The organism is Streptomyces sp. DH-12 (assembly GCF_002899455.1).
Lineage (GTDB): Bacteria > Actinomycetota > Actinomycetes > Streptomycetales > Streptomycetaceae > Streptomyces.
On record NZ_PPFB01000001.1, the window covers coordinates 3,693,218 to 3,708,856 of the forward strand.

At 74.3% G+C, this 15,639-nt stretch carries 15 protein-coding genes; 4 read left to right on the top strand and 11 right to left on the bottom strand.

Annotation, left to right across the window (positions count from 1 at the left end; translation table 11 throughout):
* The first annotated feature begins 47 nt into the window (after positions 1 to 47).
* On the top strand, positions 48 to 698 hold the full coding sequence (locus tag C1708_RS15420; protein ID WP_106413220.1) for a putative DNA-mimic protein: 651 nt from the start codon (positions 48 to 50) through the stop codon (positions 696 to 698).
* Between the two features lie 95 nt (positions 699 to 793).
* On the opposite strand, the gene C1708_RS15425 is transcribed toward C1708_RS15420, so the two are convergent.
* Positions 794 to 2,077: an adenylosuccinate synthase gene (locus tag C1708_RS15425; RefSeq protein WP_106413221.1), complete on the bottom strand. Its 1,284-nt coding sequence runs from the start codon at positions 2,075 to 2,077 to the stop codon at positions 794 to 796.
* 186 nt (positions 2,078 to 2,263) lie between these two features.
* Here C1708_RS15425 and C1708_RS15430 point away from each other — a divergent pair, with 186 nt between their 5' ends.
* Complete coding sequence (locus tag C1708_RS15430; RefSeq protein ID WP_106413222.1) at positions 2,264 to 3,118, top strand: diacylglycerol kinase family protein; 855 nt, start codon at positions 2,264 to 2,266, stop codon at positions 3,116 to 3,118.
* A gap of 75 nt (positions 3,119 to 3,193) precedes the next feature.
* Here the strand turns inward: C1708_RS15430 and C1708_RS15435 are convergent, their stop codons facing one another.
* The gene (locus C1708_RS15435; RefSeq protein WP_106413223.1) at positions 3,194 to 3,691 is read right to left on the bottom strand and encodes a GbsR/MarR family transcriptional regulator; all 498 of its coding nucleotides are present in this window, start codon (positions 3,689 to 3,691) and stop codon (positions 3,194 to 3,196) included.
* Positions 3,692 to 3,795: 104 nt separating this feature from the next.
* Here C1708_RS15435 and C1708_RS15440 point away from each other — a divergent pair, with 104 nt between their 5' ends.
* Positions 3,796 to 4,740 (top strand): ABC transporter ATP-binding protein, encoded by a 945-nt coding sequence (locus tag C1708_RS15440; RefSeq protein ID WP_106413224.1) that lies wholly within the window; start codon positions 3,796 to 3,798, stop codon positions 4,738 to 4,740.
* A complete protein-coding gene (locus C1708_RS15445; protein ID WP_198602507.1) occupies positions 4,737 to 6,398 on the top strand; it encodes an ABC transporter permease in 1,662 nt (553 codons plus the stop codon). Before C1708_RS15440 ends, C1708_RS15445 begins: the two co-directional genes overlap by 4 nt.
* Positions 6,399 to 6,477: 79 nt before the next feature.
* Here C1708_RS15445 and C1708_RS15450 read toward each other — a convergent pair whose 3' ends face one another.
* The 9 genes from C1708_RS15450 to C1708_RS15490 form a co-directional block, all read right to left on the bottom strand.
* Entirely contained in the window at positions 6,478 to 7,695 is a 1,218-nt protein-coding gene (locus tag C1708_RS15450; RefSeq protein ID WP_106413225.1) for a cytochrome P450, read from the bottom strand.
* A 53-nt stretch (positions 7,696 to 7,748) separates the two neighbouring features.
* Entirely contained in the window at positions 7,749 to 8,183 is a 435-nt protein-coding gene (locus C1708_RS15455) for a VOC family protein (protein WP_106413226.1), read from the bottom strand.
* Between the two features lie 25 nt (positions 8,184 to 8,208).
* A complete protein-coding gene (locus C1708_RS15460; RefSeq protein ID WP_106413227.1) occupies positions 8,209 to 8,874 on the bottom strand; it encodes a response regulator in 666 nt (221 codons plus the stop codon).
* Positions 8,871 to 10,265, bottom strand: coding sequence for a histidine kinase (locus C1708_RS15465; protein WP_198602508.1), 1,395 nt, complete (start codon positions 10,263 to 10,265; stop codon positions 8,871 to 8,873). The genes C1708_RS15460 and C1708_RS15465 overlap by 4 nt, the downstream gene beginning before the upstream one ends.
* A 115-nt stretch (positions 10,266 to 10,380) precedes the next feature.
* Positions 10,381 to 11,043, bottom strand: a complete 663-nt coding sequence (locus C1708_RS15470; RefSeq protein ID WP_106413229.1) for a response regulator — start codon at positions 11,041 to 11,043, stop codon at positions 10,381 to 10,383.
* On the bottom strand, positions 11,040 to 12,362 hold the full coding sequence (locus C1708_RS15475; RefSeq protein WP_106413230.1) for a sensor histidine kinase: 1,323 nt from the start codon (positions 12,360 to 12,362) through the stop codon (positions 11,040 to 11,042). Before C1708_RS15475 ends, C1708_RS15470 begins: the two co-directional genes overlap by 4 nt.
* Entirely contained in the window at positions 12,355 to 13,542 is a 1,188-nt protein-coding gene (locus C1708_RS15480; RefSeq protein WP_106413231.1) for an acyltransferase family protein, read from the bottom strand. The genes C1708_RS15475 and C1708_RS15480 overlap by 8 nt, the downstream gene beginning before the upstream one ends.
* On the bottom strand, positions 13,539 to 14,555 hold the full coding sequence (locus tag C1708_RS15485) for an alpha/beta hydrolase (protein ID WP_106413232.1): 1,017 nt from the start codon (positions 14,553 to 14,555) through the stop codon (positions 13,539 to 13,541). Before C1708_RS15485 ends, C1708_RS15480 begins: the two co-directional genes overlap by 4 nt.
* 166 nt (positions 14,556 to 14,721) lie before the next feature.
* Positions 14,722 to 15,591 carry an alpha/beta hydrolase gene (locus C1708_RS15490; RefSeq protein WP_106413233.1) on the bottom strand — a complete coding sequence of 290 codons (870 nt, stop codon included), beginning with the start codon at positions 15,589 to 15,591 and terminating at the stop codon, positions 14,722 to 14,724.
* Positions 15,592 to 15,639 lie beyond the last annotated feature (48 nt).

Below are 15,639 nucleotides of genomic sequence, written 5' to 3' on the forward strand. Positions count from 1 at the left end.
GAACCGGACGTCCCGCCCGACGACCCCGCGATGCGAGGAGCCCTCTTTTGGCCTGTGACCTGTGGCTGGTACCGCTCGTCGACGTGTTGTGCCACACGCCCGACAACCCCTTCGCCGAGGAACTCGCGCAGTACGACACGGTGCTCGCCGACGCGGGGCTGCCGCCGGTGCCGGTGTACCCGTACATGCCGGGACTGACCGGCGACGTCGCCCCGGTCGCCGGGTTCGACTACGACGCCCTGCACTTCCTGCGGCGCGTGTACCTGCTCCAGGTGTGCGGCCTCCCGGTCACCCCGGTCGACGAACTGGGCGGCGACTACGAGCAGTTGCTGGAGATGTTCGAGGCGACGGCCCAGCGGTCGCACCTGGTGTGGCACTACGACCACGCGGGCGCGTACGTACCCGTCGACTTCCCGAGCCCGCTGTCCAGCGACGAACTCCTCGCCGGGGGCGGCCCCTTGGGCTCCTCGCACGCGCTGCTGCGCGAACTGGAGCTGGTCGCCCCGGCCATCGGCATCGACCCGGCGAACCCGCCGGCCGCGCCCGAGCCGCCGCGGGCCCCCACCGAACTGGAGGAGCCGGCCCTGCCCGCCCCCTACGACCCGAGCCCGTTCGCCCGCGAACGCCACGTGTGGCTGGGCCTGCACGCGGCGGCGACCCGGAGCCTGGCGCAGGGCTCGATGATCGTCTTCAGCTGAGCCCGGAGACGCGCCGGCCGCCGGCGCCCCCGTCGGGGACACCGGCGGCCGGCGGAGCGGACCCGGAGGCGACTCGAAGACGCCTCGGGGGCGGCTCAGAGGAACGAGTTGATCTCGATCGTCTCGTCGCGGCCCGGGCCCACGCCGATCGCGGAGATCGGGGCGCCGGACATCTCCTCCAGGGCCTTCACGTACGCCTGGGCGTTCTTCGGCAGGTCGGAGAAGGACTTCGCCTTGCTGATGTCCTCGCTCCAGCCCGGCAGCATCTCGTAGACCGGCTTCGCGTGGTGGAAGTCCGTCTGCGAGTACGGCAGCTCCTCGACGCGCCTGCCGTCGATCTCGTACGCCACGCAGACCGGGATCTGCTCCCAGCCGGTGAGGACGTCGAGCTTGGTGAGGAAGAAGTCGGTCAGGCCGTTCACCCGGGTCGCGTAGCGGGCGATCACCGCGTCGAACCAGCCGCAGCGGCGGTCACGGCCGGTGGTGACGCCCCGCTCGCCGCCGATGCGGCGCAGCGCCTCGCCGTCCTCGTCGAACAGCTCCGTCGGGAACGGGCCCGCGCCGACGCGGGTGGTGTACGCCTTCAGGATGCCGATGACCCGGCTGATCTTCGTCGGGCCGACGCCCGCGCCCGTGCAGGCGCCGCCCGCGGTCGGGTTGGACGAGGTGACGAAGGGGTACGTGCCGTGGTCGATGTCGAGCAGGGTGCCCTGACCGCCCTCGAAGAGGACCACCTTGTCCTGCTCCAGCGCCTCGTTCAGCACCAGCACGGTGTCGGCGACGTACGGCGCCAGCTTCTCCGCGTAGCCCAGCAGCTCCTCGACCACCTGCTCCACGGCGATCGCGCGCCGGTTGTAGAGCTTGGTGAGCACCTGGTTCTTGACGTCGAGGGCCGCCTCGACCTTCTGGGTGAGGATCGACTCGTCGTAGAGGTCCTGCACCCGGATGCCGACGCGGTTGATCTTGTCGGCGTAGGTCGGGCCGATGCCGCGGCCGGTGGTCCCGATCTTGCGCTTGCCGAGGAAGCGCTCGGTCACCTTGTCCACCGTCACGTTGTACGGCGTGATGATGTGCGCGTTACCGCTGATCAGGAGCTTGGACGTGTCGACGCCGCGCTCGTTCAGACCGCTCAGCTCGGAGAGCAGGACCGACGGGTCGACGACGACGCCGTTGCCGATGACCGGCGTGCAGCCGGGGGACAGGATCCCGGAAGGCAGCAGGTGCAGGGCGTACTTCTGGTCGCCCACGACCACCGTGTGGCCGGCGTTGTTGCCGCCCTGGTAGCGCACCACATAGTCGACGGAGCCACCGAGCAGGTCCGTCGCCTTTCCCTTGCCTTCGTCACCCCACTGAGCACCGAGCAGCACAAGTGCGGGCACGCGCGTACACCCCTTCCGGGCGGGGCATGTCCAAGGTCAGGGGCGCACACGGAGGATCTCCGCCGCGTGCACCGCGACCACCGTTGGCCGCCAACCGTCGGACCGGATGCCCCGGAATAGACGAAGCCCCTGGCGCAATAGCGCAAAGGGGCTCTTGCACAAAGATGCTACCCGAGGAAGCGAGGCATGGCCGAGGTGGCGACATCCGGGACGTCTTCCGCGACGTCCGATCAGCTCCTGGTGGTCATCGATCCGGTCGCCCGGCGGGCGGACGGCGAGTCGGTCCGGATCGCGCGGGACGTGCTCCGCGCGGGTGCGGCGAGGGCGAAGGTGTGCCTGCCGGACGGCCCCGAGGAGTTCGCCCGGGTGCTGGCCCGGCGCGGCTCACGGCGTCCAGTGGTGGTGGGCGACGACCGGGCCCTGGTCCGCGCGGTGGAGCTGCTGCACCGGCAGCGTGAGCTGGCCGGGTGCGCCCTGTCCCTGGTCCCGGTCGGCGGCTCCGTGTCGCTCGCCCGGTCGCTGGGCGTGCCGTCCGGGGCGGTGGCCGCGGCGCGGGCCGTGCTGGACGGGGCGGAGCGGCGGATGGACCTGCTGGTCGACGACAGCGACGGCGTGGTGCTCGGCGCGCTGCGGATCCCGCCGCTCGGGGCGCGGGAGGCCGCGGTGGGGCGCCCCTGGCTGCGGACGTGCCGGTCCCTCGCCCGGACCCTGGTGCCGACCCGGCCGTCCAGGATCGTCTCCGCTCCCGAGTCGGGAACCGCGCGGCTGCGGGTGGAGGTCGACGGGGAGACGCTCGTCGACCTGCACCAGCCGGTGCGGACCGTGTCGGTCGTTCCCTGCGCCCTGGGGACGGCCCGGGTCGAGGTGCGGCCGGCCTCGGTGGACGCGGAGGCGCCCCCGCTGGTGGCCGAGGGACGCACGGTGACCGTGTCGGGCGCCCACTTCCGCTACCGGGCGGACGCGCTGGTGTCGGGACCGGTGCGGACCCGGACGTGGGTGGTGCGGGAGGAGGCGTGGGGGCTGGTGCTGCCGGCGCGGTAGCGGACGGGACGGACCGGCGACGACTCGGAGCGGCCGACCGGTCACGGCCGTGCGGCGGGCTCTCCCGCCCGCCCTTCACCCCCGCCCGAACTGCTCCTCCCGGCAGACCCGCCAGCGCTCCATCATCGCCTCGACCTCCCTCTCGACGAACTCGAAGAAGGCCAGCGTCTCCGCCAGCCGGCGGCCCGCCGGGGTGGCCGGGCCCAGGCTGGCGACGCCCTCGCGCAGGCCGTCCTCCCAGCGCCGGATGACGGTCTCGCGGTTGGCGAGGGCCTCGTACCACTGGTTGCCGTGCACGCGGTACCGCTCCCGGCGCGAGCCCGGTTCCCGTTCGCGGGAGACCATGTGCTGCTGCGCCAGGTAGCGCACCGCTCCGGAGACCGCGGCCGGCGAGATCCTCAGCCGCTCCCCCAGCTCGGCGGAGGTCAGCACGCCGGTGTCGGAGGAGAGCAGGGCCGCGAAGACGCGGGCGGGCATCCGCGGGAGTCCCGCCTCCACCAGCTGCGCGGCGAACTGCTCCACGAACCGTGAGACCGCCTCCGGGTCCCGGTCCGTTCCGGCCGGCTCCGCCATCGCCCGATCATCTCCCCTGCTCAGACAGCGTTCACCAGTCTAACCCCCTCTTCATACGCTTCCCTCTCTTCACAAATTTCTGAAAGTATCGTACGTTCTGAAGCGTGACCAAAGCCATCAGCGTCTCCGGACTCCACAAGTCGTTCGGCCGCACACGCGCGCTCGACGGCCTCGACCTGGACGTCGAGTCCGGCGAGGTCCACGGCTTCCTCGGCCCCAACGGCGCCGGGAAGTCCACCACCCTCCGCGTCCTGCTCGGCCTGCTGCGCGCCGACTCCGGCGCCGCCCGGGTGCTCGGCCGGGACCCCTGGTCGGACGCCGTGGAGCTCCACCGCCGCCTCGCCTACGTCCCCGGCGACGTCGAGCTGTGGCCGAACCTCACCGGCGGCGAGGCCATCGACCTGCTGGCGCGGCTGCGCGGCGGCCTGGACCGGCAGCGGCGCGCCGAGCTCCTCGACCGCTTCGACCTGGACCCCACCAAGAAGGGCCGCGCCTACTCCAAGGGCAACCGGCAGAAGGTCGCCATCGTCGCCGCGCTCGCCTCCGACGCCGAGCTGCTGCTCCTGGACGAGCCGACCTCGGGACTGGACCCGCTCATGGAGGTCGTCTTCCAGGACGTCGTCGGCGAGGCCAAGGCCGCCGGCCGGACCGTCCTGCTCTCCAGCCACATCCTGGCCCAGGTGGAGAAGCTCGCCGACCGGGTGAGCATCATCCGGCAGGGGCGCACCGTCCAGTCCGGCACCCTCGGCGAGCTGCGCCACCTGACCCGCACCACCGTCGAGGCGGAGACCGAGCGGCCCGCCGACGGCCTGGACGGGCTGCCCGGCGTCCACGACCTGCGGATCCTCGACGAGACCACCGGCCGGGTCCGCTTCGCCGTCGACGGCGGACAGCTCGACAGGGTCGTCCGCAGGCTCAGCGAGTTCGGCATCCGCAGCCTGACCAGCCACCCGCCCACCCTGGAGGAACTGATGCTCCGCCACTACGGCGACGAGCTCGCCGCCAACGGGCACGGCGCCGGCCGGAGCACGGACGGGGACCCGCGATGACCACCGGGACCATCACCCCGCGGGCTCCGGCCCCCACCGGCCCGGTCACCGGCGGCAACGCGCTGGCCGGGACCCGGACGCTGATCCGCTTCGTCCTGCGCCGGGACCGGGTCCGGCTCCCGGTGTGGGTCCTGGCCCTGTCCCTCGGCACGCTCGCCACGGCGAACAGCTTCCGCACTCTGTACGACGACCCGCAGGAGCGGGCGAACGCCGTCCGGAGCATGGACAGCCCGGCCGGCCTCGCCATGTCCGGCCCCCGCCACTACCTCGACGACTACGGCTTCGGCTCCATGCTGAGCCACCAGATGCTCGGTTTCACGGCCGTCCTCGTCGGCCTCATGAGCGTGCTGATCGTCACCCGGCACACCCGCGCCGAGGAGGAGACGGGCCGCGCCGAACTGGTGCGCTCGGCCGTCGTGGGCCGCCACGCCCACCTCGCCGCGGCCCTGGCCGTCGCGGTCCTGGCCAACCTCGCCCTGGCGCTGCTGCTGGCCCTCGGCCTGGCCGGCCTGGGCCTGGAGGGCGTCGGCCCGGCGGGCTCACTGCTCTACGGCCTCGCCCACGCCGCCGCCGGTCTCGTCTTCGCCGCCGTCGCCGCGGTCACCGCCCAGATCACCGCGCACGCGCGCGGCGCGTCCGGCACGGCGCTCGCGGTCGTCGGCGTCGCCTACGTGCTGCGGGCCGCCGGCGACAGCGGCGAGAACGACGCCCTGTCCTGGCTGTCCCCGATCGGCTGGGTGCAGCGCAGCTACCCGTACGTCGACGACCGCTGGTGGCCGCTCCTGCTCTGCCTGGTGCTCGCGGCGGCGCTCGCGGCGGCGGGCTTCGTGCTCTCCACCCGCCGGGACGTGGGCGCGGGCCTGCGTCCGGAGAGACTGGGTCCGCCCACCGCCTCCGCCGCGCTCACCACGTCGTCCGGCTTCGCCCTGCGGCTGCACCGCGGCATGCTGGCCGGCTTCGGCGCGGGCCTGTTCCTGATGGGCGCGATGTACGGGTCGATCACCGGGGACGCCGAGGACATGCTGAAGGACATCGACCAGGTCCGGGAGGCCCTGGAGCGCATCGGCGGGGCCGGCGTCGCCGAGTCCTTCGCCTCCATGGTCATGGTGGTCCTCGCGGTGGTGGCGGCGGTGTACGTCGTCATGGCGGCCCTGCGGCCCCGCTCCGAGGAGACCGCGGGCCGCGCCGAGCCCCTGCTCGCCACCGGTCTCTCCCGCACCCGCTGGGCCGGCGGCCACCTGGCCGTGGCCATGGGCGGCGGTACGTTCGTCCTGCTGCTGGCCGGGCTCGGCTTCGGCGTCGCGGGCGCGGCCTCGACCGGAGACGGCGGACTGCTCCCGGAGCTGGTGGGGGCGGCCCTCGCGTACGCGCCCGCCCTGTGGGTCACGATCGGGGTGGCCGTGCTGCTCTTCGGCTGGTTCCCGCGGGCGAGTGCGGCGGCCTGGGCCGTGCCGGTGTACGCCTTCGTGGTCGGTTACCTCGGCGAGATCCTCCGGTTCCCGGACTGGATGAAGAACCTCTCCCCGTTCGGCCACGTCCCCCGGCTCCCCGCCGCGGACCTGGACCTGACCCCGCTGCTCCTGCTGACCCTCGTCGCCGCCGGTCTGGTGTGGCTGGGCCTGGCGGGCTTCCGGAGGCGGGACCTGGACACGAAGTAGCCGTGGTGGCCGTACCGAGGAGCCCTCGTCCGGCGGAACCCGCCCCGCCGGGCGGGGCGCGCGGCGCGGGCCGGCCGGGTCAGACCTCGACCGCCAGCCCTTCCAGCCCCCGGATCACGAAGTTCGGCCTGCGCACCGGTTCCGCCGCCAGGCGGAGGGCGGGGGCCTGTTCCAGGAGGGCCGTCATCGAGGCGGCCAGTTCGATGCGGGCCAGCGGGGCGCCGATGCAGTAGTGGATGCCGGCGCTGAAGGAGATGTGCGGGTTGTCGCGACGGGTGAGGTCCAGGCGGGACGGGTCGGCGAAGACCGCCGGGTCGTGGTTGGCGGAGCCGAACAGCATGGCGATCTCCGCGCCCCGGGGGATCACCTGGCCGTCGATCTCGATCTCGTCCAGCACCCAGCGTTCGAAGAGCTGCAGCGGGGTGTCGTAGCGCATCAGCTCCTCGACGGCGGTGGGGACGAGGGAGTGGTCGGCGCGCAGGGCGGCGAGCTGGCCGGGGTGGCGGAACAGCGCCCACCAGCCGTTGACCGTGGAGTTCACGGTCGCCTCGTGGCCCGCGTTCAGCAGCAGGACGCAGGTGGAGATCATCTCCTGCTCGGTGAGCCGGTCGTCCTCGTCGTGGGCGGCGATCAGGCCGGAGATCAGGTCGTCCCCGGGGTTCTCGCGGCGTTCGGCGATCAGTCCGCGCAGGTAGTCGGAGAACTCGAGCGACGCCCGGACCGCCTTCGCCGCGGCCTCCTCGCCCGGGTTCAGCTCGTACATCCCGCAGATGTCCGCCGACCAGGGCCGCAGCGGCGCGCGGTCGGACTCCGGGATGCCCAGCATCTCCGCGATCACCGCGACCGGCAGCGGCTCGGCGACGTCCCGCAGCAGGTCGCCGCCGCCCTCCGCGACGAGCCGCGCCACCAGGTCGTCCGCGAGCCGGCGCACGTACGGCCGCAGCCTCTCGACCGTGCGCGGGGTGAACGCCTTCGACACCAGGCGGCGGATGCGGGTGTGGTCCGGCGGTTCGAGGTCGAGCATGCCGTGGTCGTTGAGCGTGTGGAACGGCTCGTGCTCCGGCGGCGGGGGCGTGCGGCCGAACTCCTCGTGGCTGAACCGGTGCAGGTACGTCCGTCCCAGGCGCCGGTCGCGCAGCAGCGCCGAGACGTCCGCGTGATGCGCGACCAGCCACTGGTCCGTCGGCTCGAAGTACCGCACCCGGCCCTGTGCGCGCAGTTCGGCGTAGGCGGGGTACGGGTCGGCGACGAACGCGGGGTCCCACGGGTCGAAAGCGAGGTCGGAAGGGGCTGCCATGGACGGACGGTAGACCGCCGCCCCGCCCTCTGACCAGGGGTACCGGGCGTACGTCAGGCGGCGCCGAAGTCGGGGACGGTGACCGTGCCGTCCTCGGCGAGCGGGAGGCCGGGGTTGTGGGCGACCTCCCAGGCGTGGCCGTCGGGGTCGGTGAAGGCGCCGGAGTAGAAGCCGATGTCGTTGAGGACGGCCGGCTTGGTGACGGTCCCGCCGGCCCGTTCCACCGTCGCGAGCAGCTCGTCGACCTCGGCGTCGGAGCGGACGTTGTGCGCGAGGACGATGCCGCCGAACCCGCCCGGGGTCCCGGGTTCGAGACCGGAGTCCCGCGCCAGCTCGTCCCGCCCCCACAGGACGACCCCGAGACCGCCCGCCTGGAAGAAGACGGTGTCCTGGACCTCCTGCCCCCGCCAGCCCAGGGCCTCGTAGAAGGCCTTGGCGCGGGCGAGGTCGGTGACCCCCAGCGTGATCAGGGTGATGCGCTGTTCCATGCGCCTCACCCTAGGGCGCGCGGGCTCAGCCCGGCGTGACGAGGCGCGCCTCGTACGCGAACACCGCCGCCTGGGTGCGGTCCCGCAGGCCCAGCTTCACCAGGATGCGGCTCACGTGCGTCTTGATCGTCGACTCGGCGACCACCAGCCGCCCGGCGATCTCCGCGTTCGACAGGCCCTGCGCGATCAGCACCAGCACCTCCGTCTCCCGCTCGGTGAGGTCCCCGTACGTCCCCTGCGCGGACGGCAGCACCCGCGGTACGTCGGACAGCTTGGAGAACTCGGTGATCAGCCGCCGGGTGACCGACGGGGCGAGCAGCGCCTCGCCGGCCGCGACGACCCGGACGCCGTCGGCGAGCCGGCGGGCGGAGGCGTCCTTGAGCAGGAAGCCGGAGGCGCCCGCGCGCAGCGCCTGGTAGACGTACTCGTCGAGGTCGAAGGTGGTCAGCACCAGCACCTTCGCCGCGTCGTCCGCGGCGACGATCTCCCGGGTCGCCTCGATGCCGTTCAGCTCCGGCATGCGGATGTCCATCAGGACCACGTCCGGGGCCAGTTCCCGGACCTTCTCGACCGCCTGCCGGCCGTTGACGGCCTCGCCGACGACCTCGATGTCCGGCATCGCGTTGAGCAGTACCGAGAAGCCCTCGCGCACCATCATCTGGTCGTCCGCGATCAGCACGCGAATGGTCATGCGTCACCCTCGTTCACCGCGGTGACCGGCAGGAACACCGCGACCTCGTAGCCGCCGTCCTCGGTCGGCCCGGCGGTCATCTCGCCGTTCAGCATGGCGACCCGCTCGCGCATGCCGGTGATGCCGTGACCGGCTCCGGCCGGAGAGGGCGGGCGAAGCTCTCCCTCAGGGGCGGTGGCCGGGTGACGGGTGGGCTTCACCAGGCTCGGCTCGGGCATCGGACCGTTGACGACCCGCACGCCGAGCCCGCCGAGAACGTACCCGATCTCCACGCGGGCGCTCGCGCCGGGCGCGTGCCGCAGGCTGTTGCTCAGCGCCTCCTGCACGATCCGGTACGCCGACAGCTCCACGCCCTGCGGCAGCTCCCGCACCGCGCCGGTCACCACCTTCTCCACGGTCAGACCGGCGTTCCGCACGTTGACCAGCAGGGCGTCCAGATCGGCGAGGGTGGGCTGCGGGGCGTCCGGGACCTCGTAGTCCTCGGCGCGGACCACGCCGAGGATGCGGCGCAGCTCGGTGAGGGCGGCGACCGCGTTCTCCCGGATGGTGGCGAAGGCGCGCTCCAGCTCCTCCGGCGGGTTCTCCACCCGGTACGGCGCGGCCTCGGCCTGGATGGCGACCACCGACATGTGGTGGGCCACCACGTCGTGCAGCTCGCGGGCGATGGTGGTGCGCTCCTCCAGCAGGGTGCGCCGGGACCGCTCCCGCGCGGTGACGGTCTGCTGGGCGGTCACCTCCTGCTGGGCGGTGTGCCGGACGTGCCAGAGGCAGACCACGAGCAGGGCGAACGCCGACGTCACCAGCATCGGCCCGCCGTTGGTGTAGTAGTACGACCCGCCGATGAAGATGTCCGAGAGCAGGGCGTAGACGAGGGTGACGACCCACATCCAGACGGCGGTGCGGGGCCGGGTGCGCAGCGCGACCACCACCAGCACGGTGAGGTGGCTGACGAACGCGCCGGGCATCCACGGCCAGTCGGTCCCCCCGCCGTTGAGCAGCGCGGTCACCGGGCTCACGGCGATGGACAGCCAGAACGCGCCGACCGGCCGGGTCAGCGTGGCGACCACGGGAAGCGCGCACAGCAGACCGGTCAGCAGTGCCCGGACGTCCCCGCCGGGCTCGCTGCCCGAGATGGCGCCGATCAGCAGGGTGAGCAGCGCGGTCGCCCCCACCACCGCGTGCGGGAGCCGTTCGGCGGCGGAGCGCGTCCGCGCGGGCAGCCGGCGCAGGAGCGGGCCGGTCGCCGGCCGGGGGCCCAGCGGGCGGTAGGCGAAGGGGTCGTGGAACAGGTCCTGGCGCAGACCCCTGAGGGAGTTCTGGACCAGCCGGTACTCCGGGCTGCGGTCCCCGTCCCCGGTGCGCGGGGACTGCTGGTGCGTCGTCTCGGTCACGCTCACACGGTAGGCCGACCGGGTGGCCCCGGTCGTCCCCGCTGAGACGGGTTCCGGGGCGTCCCTCTCAGGTACTACGCAGGCCGCGCGGGGTCAGCCGACGGTCCGCGCGGGCTCAGTAACCGGAAGGACGCACCAGCCCCGACTCGTACGCGAACACCGCCGCCTGGGTGCGGTCGCGCAGGCCCAGCTTCACCAGGATCCGGCCGACGTGCGTCTTCACCGTCTGCTCGGCCACCACCAGCCGCACGGCGATCTCCGCGTTGGACAGGCCCTGCGCGATCAGCGACAGCACCTCCGTCTCGCGCTCGGTGAGGTCGCCCACCCGCCGGCGCAGGGGCGTGCGGGGCCGCGGGTCCAGACGGGAGAACTCGGCGATCAGCCGACGGGTGACGCCCGGCGCGAGCAGCGCGTCCCCGGCGGCCACCACCCGCACCGCCTCGGCGAGCTGCTCGGCGGAGGCGTCCTTGAGCAGGAAGCCGGAGGCGCCCGCGCGCAGCGCCTCGTACACGTACTCGTCCAGGTCGAAGGTGGTCAGCACCAGCACCTTCACCTCCGGGGTCGCGGCGGTGATGCGGGCGGTGGCCTCGATGCCGCCGAGTTCGGGCATGCGGATGTCCATCAGGACCACGTCCGGGACCAGTTCGCCGACCTGCTCGACCGCGTCGAGGCCGTTCACCGCCTGGCCGACGACCTCGATGTCGGGCTGGGTGTTCAGCAGCACGGTGAAGCCCTGCCGGACCATCTGCTGGTCGTCGGCGATCAGTACGCGGATCATGCGGTGCCGTCCTGAGGGAGGGGGCCGGTCGTGGGCGGTGCGGACACGGGGAGGCGGGCCTCGACACGGTAGCCGCGCCCGGACCAGGGGCCCGCGGTGAGGGTGCCGCCCAGCATGGCCGCCCGTTCCCGCATGCCGAGCAGCCCGTGCCCGGCCCCGGCGGACGGCGGCGGCTCCCGGGTCGGCGCGGTGTTGACGACCTCCACCCGCAGGGCGCGCGGCCCGTAGGCGAGGGTGACGTGCGCGGTGGCGCCGGGCGCGTGCCGCAGCACGTTGCTCAGCGCCTCCTGCACGATCCGGTACGCGGACAGCTCCACGCCGGGCGGCAGCGGGCGCCGCTCGCCGGCGACCTCCGTGGTCACCGTGAGTCCGGCGGCCCGGGTGTTCTCCACCAGCGCCGCCAGCCGGCCGAGGGTGGGCTGCGGGGCGTCCGCGCGCTCGCCGGGGGCGGGGTGTTCGGAGCGCAGCACGTCCAGGACACGGCGCAGCTCGGTCAGCGCCTCGACGGCGTTCTGCCGGATGCCGGCGAGGTTCTCCCTCAGCTCGTCGGGCGGGTCCTGGACCAGGTGCGGGGCGACCTGGGCCTGGATGGAGATCACCGACATGTGGTGGGCCACCACGTCGTGCAACTCCCTCGCGATCCGGCTGCGTTCCTCCAGGAGCGTGCGGCGGGCGCGTTCCTCGGCGGTGAGGGTGGTCTGCCGCCCCAGTTCGACGCGGGCCTCGCGGCGGCCGCGCAGGGCGGTGCCGAGGACGACGGCGACGCCGAACAGGGTGACGGCGGTCTGGCCGGTGGGTGAGTAGTCCCACGCCCCCCAGAGACCCTGGAGCACGTAGGTGAGCAGTCCCGTGACAGCGAGCGCCCCGACGGAGACCCGGGTGGGCACGCGCAGGGAGAGCAGCAGCAGCACGAGCAGGTGGGCCGCGCCCCCCCAGGGGGTCCACGGCCACGGGAAACCGTCGATCTGGCCGGCCATCAGCATGCGGCGCAGCAGGACGGCTCCCGCCAGCGTGGCGATGAGCGACCACCACAGCGCCGGAACCGGGCGCCGCAGCGCGAGGACGACCGCACCGCTCTGCCCGGCCGCGACCAGCACGGAGCCGCCTTGGGGGAGTCTCCCGTCTCCCAGGAGCTGGTTCAGGTCGCCGAGGAAGATGCCGACCGCGGCCAGGCACACGAATCCGTGCGGTAGCCAGCGCAGCCACATGGACGGGGGCAGTGGGTCCGCACGGACCGTCAACAGGTCGTCCCGCATCACGCCCAGCCACCGCCGGACGAGTCCCGCCCCTTTGTCCGTCACGCGGTTCAGCCTAGACATGACGTGCGTCCTTCGTCGTCGGCCGGTGCGCGCGGACCACCCGGGACCGCTTCCGCCGCCGCCCGCCCCCGCCCCGCTCCCACGTCCGGAACGCGGCCCCGCAGACCACGAGGGCGAGGGCGAAGACCGCCAGCCAGGGCAACCGGGCGGCGACCCAGCCGAGGCCGTCGGGGACCGTGTGCAGTCCGGGCAGCGGACCGGCCGGGAGGGCGAGGGCGGTGGTGGCCATCAGGGCGGTCTGGTGCCACAGGAAGACCGTCATCACGGACAGGTTGACCAGCGCCACCGCCGCCCACGCGACCGGCCGGCGCATCGCGCGGCGCAGCCGGTCCCGCAGCAGCAGCGCGAGTCCGCACTGGGCGAGACCGAAGGTGACGGCGGCCAGCGTCGGCGGGTCGAGGTTGGACACCCCGGCGCCCGGCACCCCGACCATCGCGGCCGGGTACCCCGCCCACGCGACCAGCGCGGCCGTCGCCGCCGCGCCGCCGCCCAGCAGCACCCACCCGGAGGTGCGGCCCGCCAGCTCGCCCCGGGTCCAGGCCGCGCCCAGGGCGTACGGCACCAGCCAGCCCGCGGCGAGGTTCAGCCGGCCCAGCCCGTCGGGTGCGCCGAGGCCGAAGCGGAGCACGTCGACGTGGAGGACGACGGCCAGCGGCCACAGCGGATGGAGGCGGGCGACCAGCGGGGTCGCGGCGGTGAGGGCGGCGAAGACCAGCAGGAACCACATCGGGGACAGGGCGAGCTTCACCAGTGTCCGCACGGTCGCGTACTCGGCGTCCGACGCCAGCAGCGCGAGCGTGACCGCCGTCCACAGGGTGAGGACGGCGGCGACCGGCCCGAACAGCCGGGCCAGCCGGGCGTGCAGCCACCGCCGGTACGGCACCCCGCGCGCTCGCGCGGACGCGTACGAGCGGGTGGCGACGTGCCCGCCGACCAGGAAGAACACGGCGAGGGTCTGGAAGACCCAGGACACCGGGGCCAGCCACGGCAGGTGCTGCAGCGGGCTCGCGGTGCGCAGGGTGCGGCCGTCCGCGACCAGCGCGGTGACCAGCCAGTGGCCGAGGACCACGCCGAGCACGGCGCAGGCGCGCAGGGCGTCCACGGCCCGGTCCCGGTGGGCGGGGGTGGCCGCGTCGACGCGGGCGGCGGCCGTACGCATCCCGGTGGTGAGGCGGGTCATGAGGTCACCGCCTGCGTGTCGCCGAGGACGATCCGGGTGAGGTTGGCCAGGGACGGGGAGCCCGGGGCGTAGTAGTCGCCGTGTCCGCCGCCGCCGGCCGTGAAGACGCGGGCGCCGAACTCCTCGGACACGGGGTCGGCGCCGAAGCCGACGGTGGTGCCGAACAGGCCGGCGCCGAGGTGCGGCACGTGCTCGACCCAGTCGTCGGCGCCGCGCGCGGCCCACACCCGGGCGCGGGTGCGCAGGCCGGCGGCGGTGCCGGAGCCGGTGCCGGGGCTGCCGAGGAACACCAGGTCGTCGACGTCGAGACCGGCGGCGGCCCGCGCGCAGACGACGGAACCGTAGGAATGGCACAGCAGGGAGACGCGGGCGCGGGGCGCGGCGACGGACCGCAGGTCCCGCACGAGGTCCCGCAGTCCGGGCGCCGCCTCCTCCGCGCGGCCGGTGGTGGCGACCGACGGGCTGAAGGTGCCGGGCGTCTCGTAGCCGAGCCACGCCACGACCGCCGTGCGCGTCCCTGCGGGCGCTTCGCGCGTCAGCCGCCGGTGCAGGGCGAGGGCGGTGGCGCGGAAGCGGTCGTAGGTGTCGATGCCGGTGTCGGACCCGGGGACGAGGACGGCGACCCGGTCGGCGTGGTCCAGCTCGCCGAGCACCTCGGTGACCCGTCCGGCGCCGCGCCCGTCGAAGTGCAGCAACGTCCGTGCGGCCAGCGCGCGTTCGACGGCGGCGCGGTCCCGGTACCCGTGCTCGGCGGCCGTGCGGGCGGCCTCGGCCGCGTTGGCCCGGTGGGCGGCGTAGGTGGCGTCGAGTCCGGCGACGGCCGGGGGCGGGACCTGGGCGGGCGGCGGCGCGGGCGCCTGCGGGCGCGCGGCCCCGGCGAGGGGCACGGCCACGGCGGCCGCGACGAGCAGGGCGAGCGTCCCGCGCCGCAGCCGCCCGGCCGGGCGGTGTGCCGGGCCCTCCGACCCGTCCGGTGCGGTGTCCGCGGTCCCCCGCCCGTGGTTCTGCTCCATCGTCGCCGCCCCTTTCCCGTCCGCCCGGTCGTCGGGCGTGCCAGAAAGGGAAGTTACGGAGCGTGGCCGGTAATCCGCGTCCCGCCGGGGGACTCTTCCGCGGGGTGGCTCTCAGGTATGAGGGGTATGACCGGGCCCCCTCCAGGGGGAGCCGGGGCCTCGGCGCTCACCAGGCGAGCTGAGCGATCTCCTCCGCGACGACCGCGCAGGCGTCCGCCGCCGGGTCGACGAGCGGGAAGTGGCCGACGTCCTCCAGCAGGGTCACCCCGACGACCTCGCCGGCCTTCGCCGCCGCGTCCGCGTACGACTCGGCGACCTCGTGCGGGACGTCGATGTCGGCGCGGCCCTGGACGAGGGTGGTGGCGATGCCCGTGGGCAGCAGCAGCGCCGGGTCGGCGTGCGGCCGGCGCTCGGCGAAGTGGTCGTCGCCGCCGAGGAGTTCACGGGTCGCGCCACCGCACGCGCCGAGCTTGTCGGCGACCTCGAAGTCCGCGAGGGGGGCGAGGGCGACCACCCCGCGCAGGGGCGCCGGGGCGTCGGTGCGCCAGGGCGAACCGGCGGGCAGGACGTGCCGGGCGGCGGCCCACAGCGCCAGGTGGCCGCCGGCGGAGTGGCCGGTGAGGACGATCCGGCGCGGGTCGCCCGCCGGGAGGTGCTGCCGTATCAGCGCGGGCAGGGCGTCCAGCGCGGCGGCGACGTCGTCGAAGGTGTCGGGCCACCGCCCGGCCACCGGGCCGCCGCCGCCCGCGTCCGCCGTCCCGCGCCGGTACTCGACGCTCGCCACGGCGAAGCCGCGCCCCGCGAGGAACGCGGCGAACGGGCTGATGTGACGCCGGTCGTAGGGCGCGCGCCAGGCGCCGCCGTGCAGCACGACGACCACCGGCGCGGGGCCGTCCCCGCCGCGCGGCGCGTAGAAGTCGATCACCTGGTCGGGGGCGTCGCCGTAGGCCGCCGTGGCGTCCGGATCGACCGGCGGGTGGGAGAAGGCCGACTTCTCCTCGGCGGCGGCCCGGGCGGCTGCGACGTCGTCCGTCATGCTCCAACCTCTCAGCGATGCAACGTGGTTCGACCGGACCGGGCATGC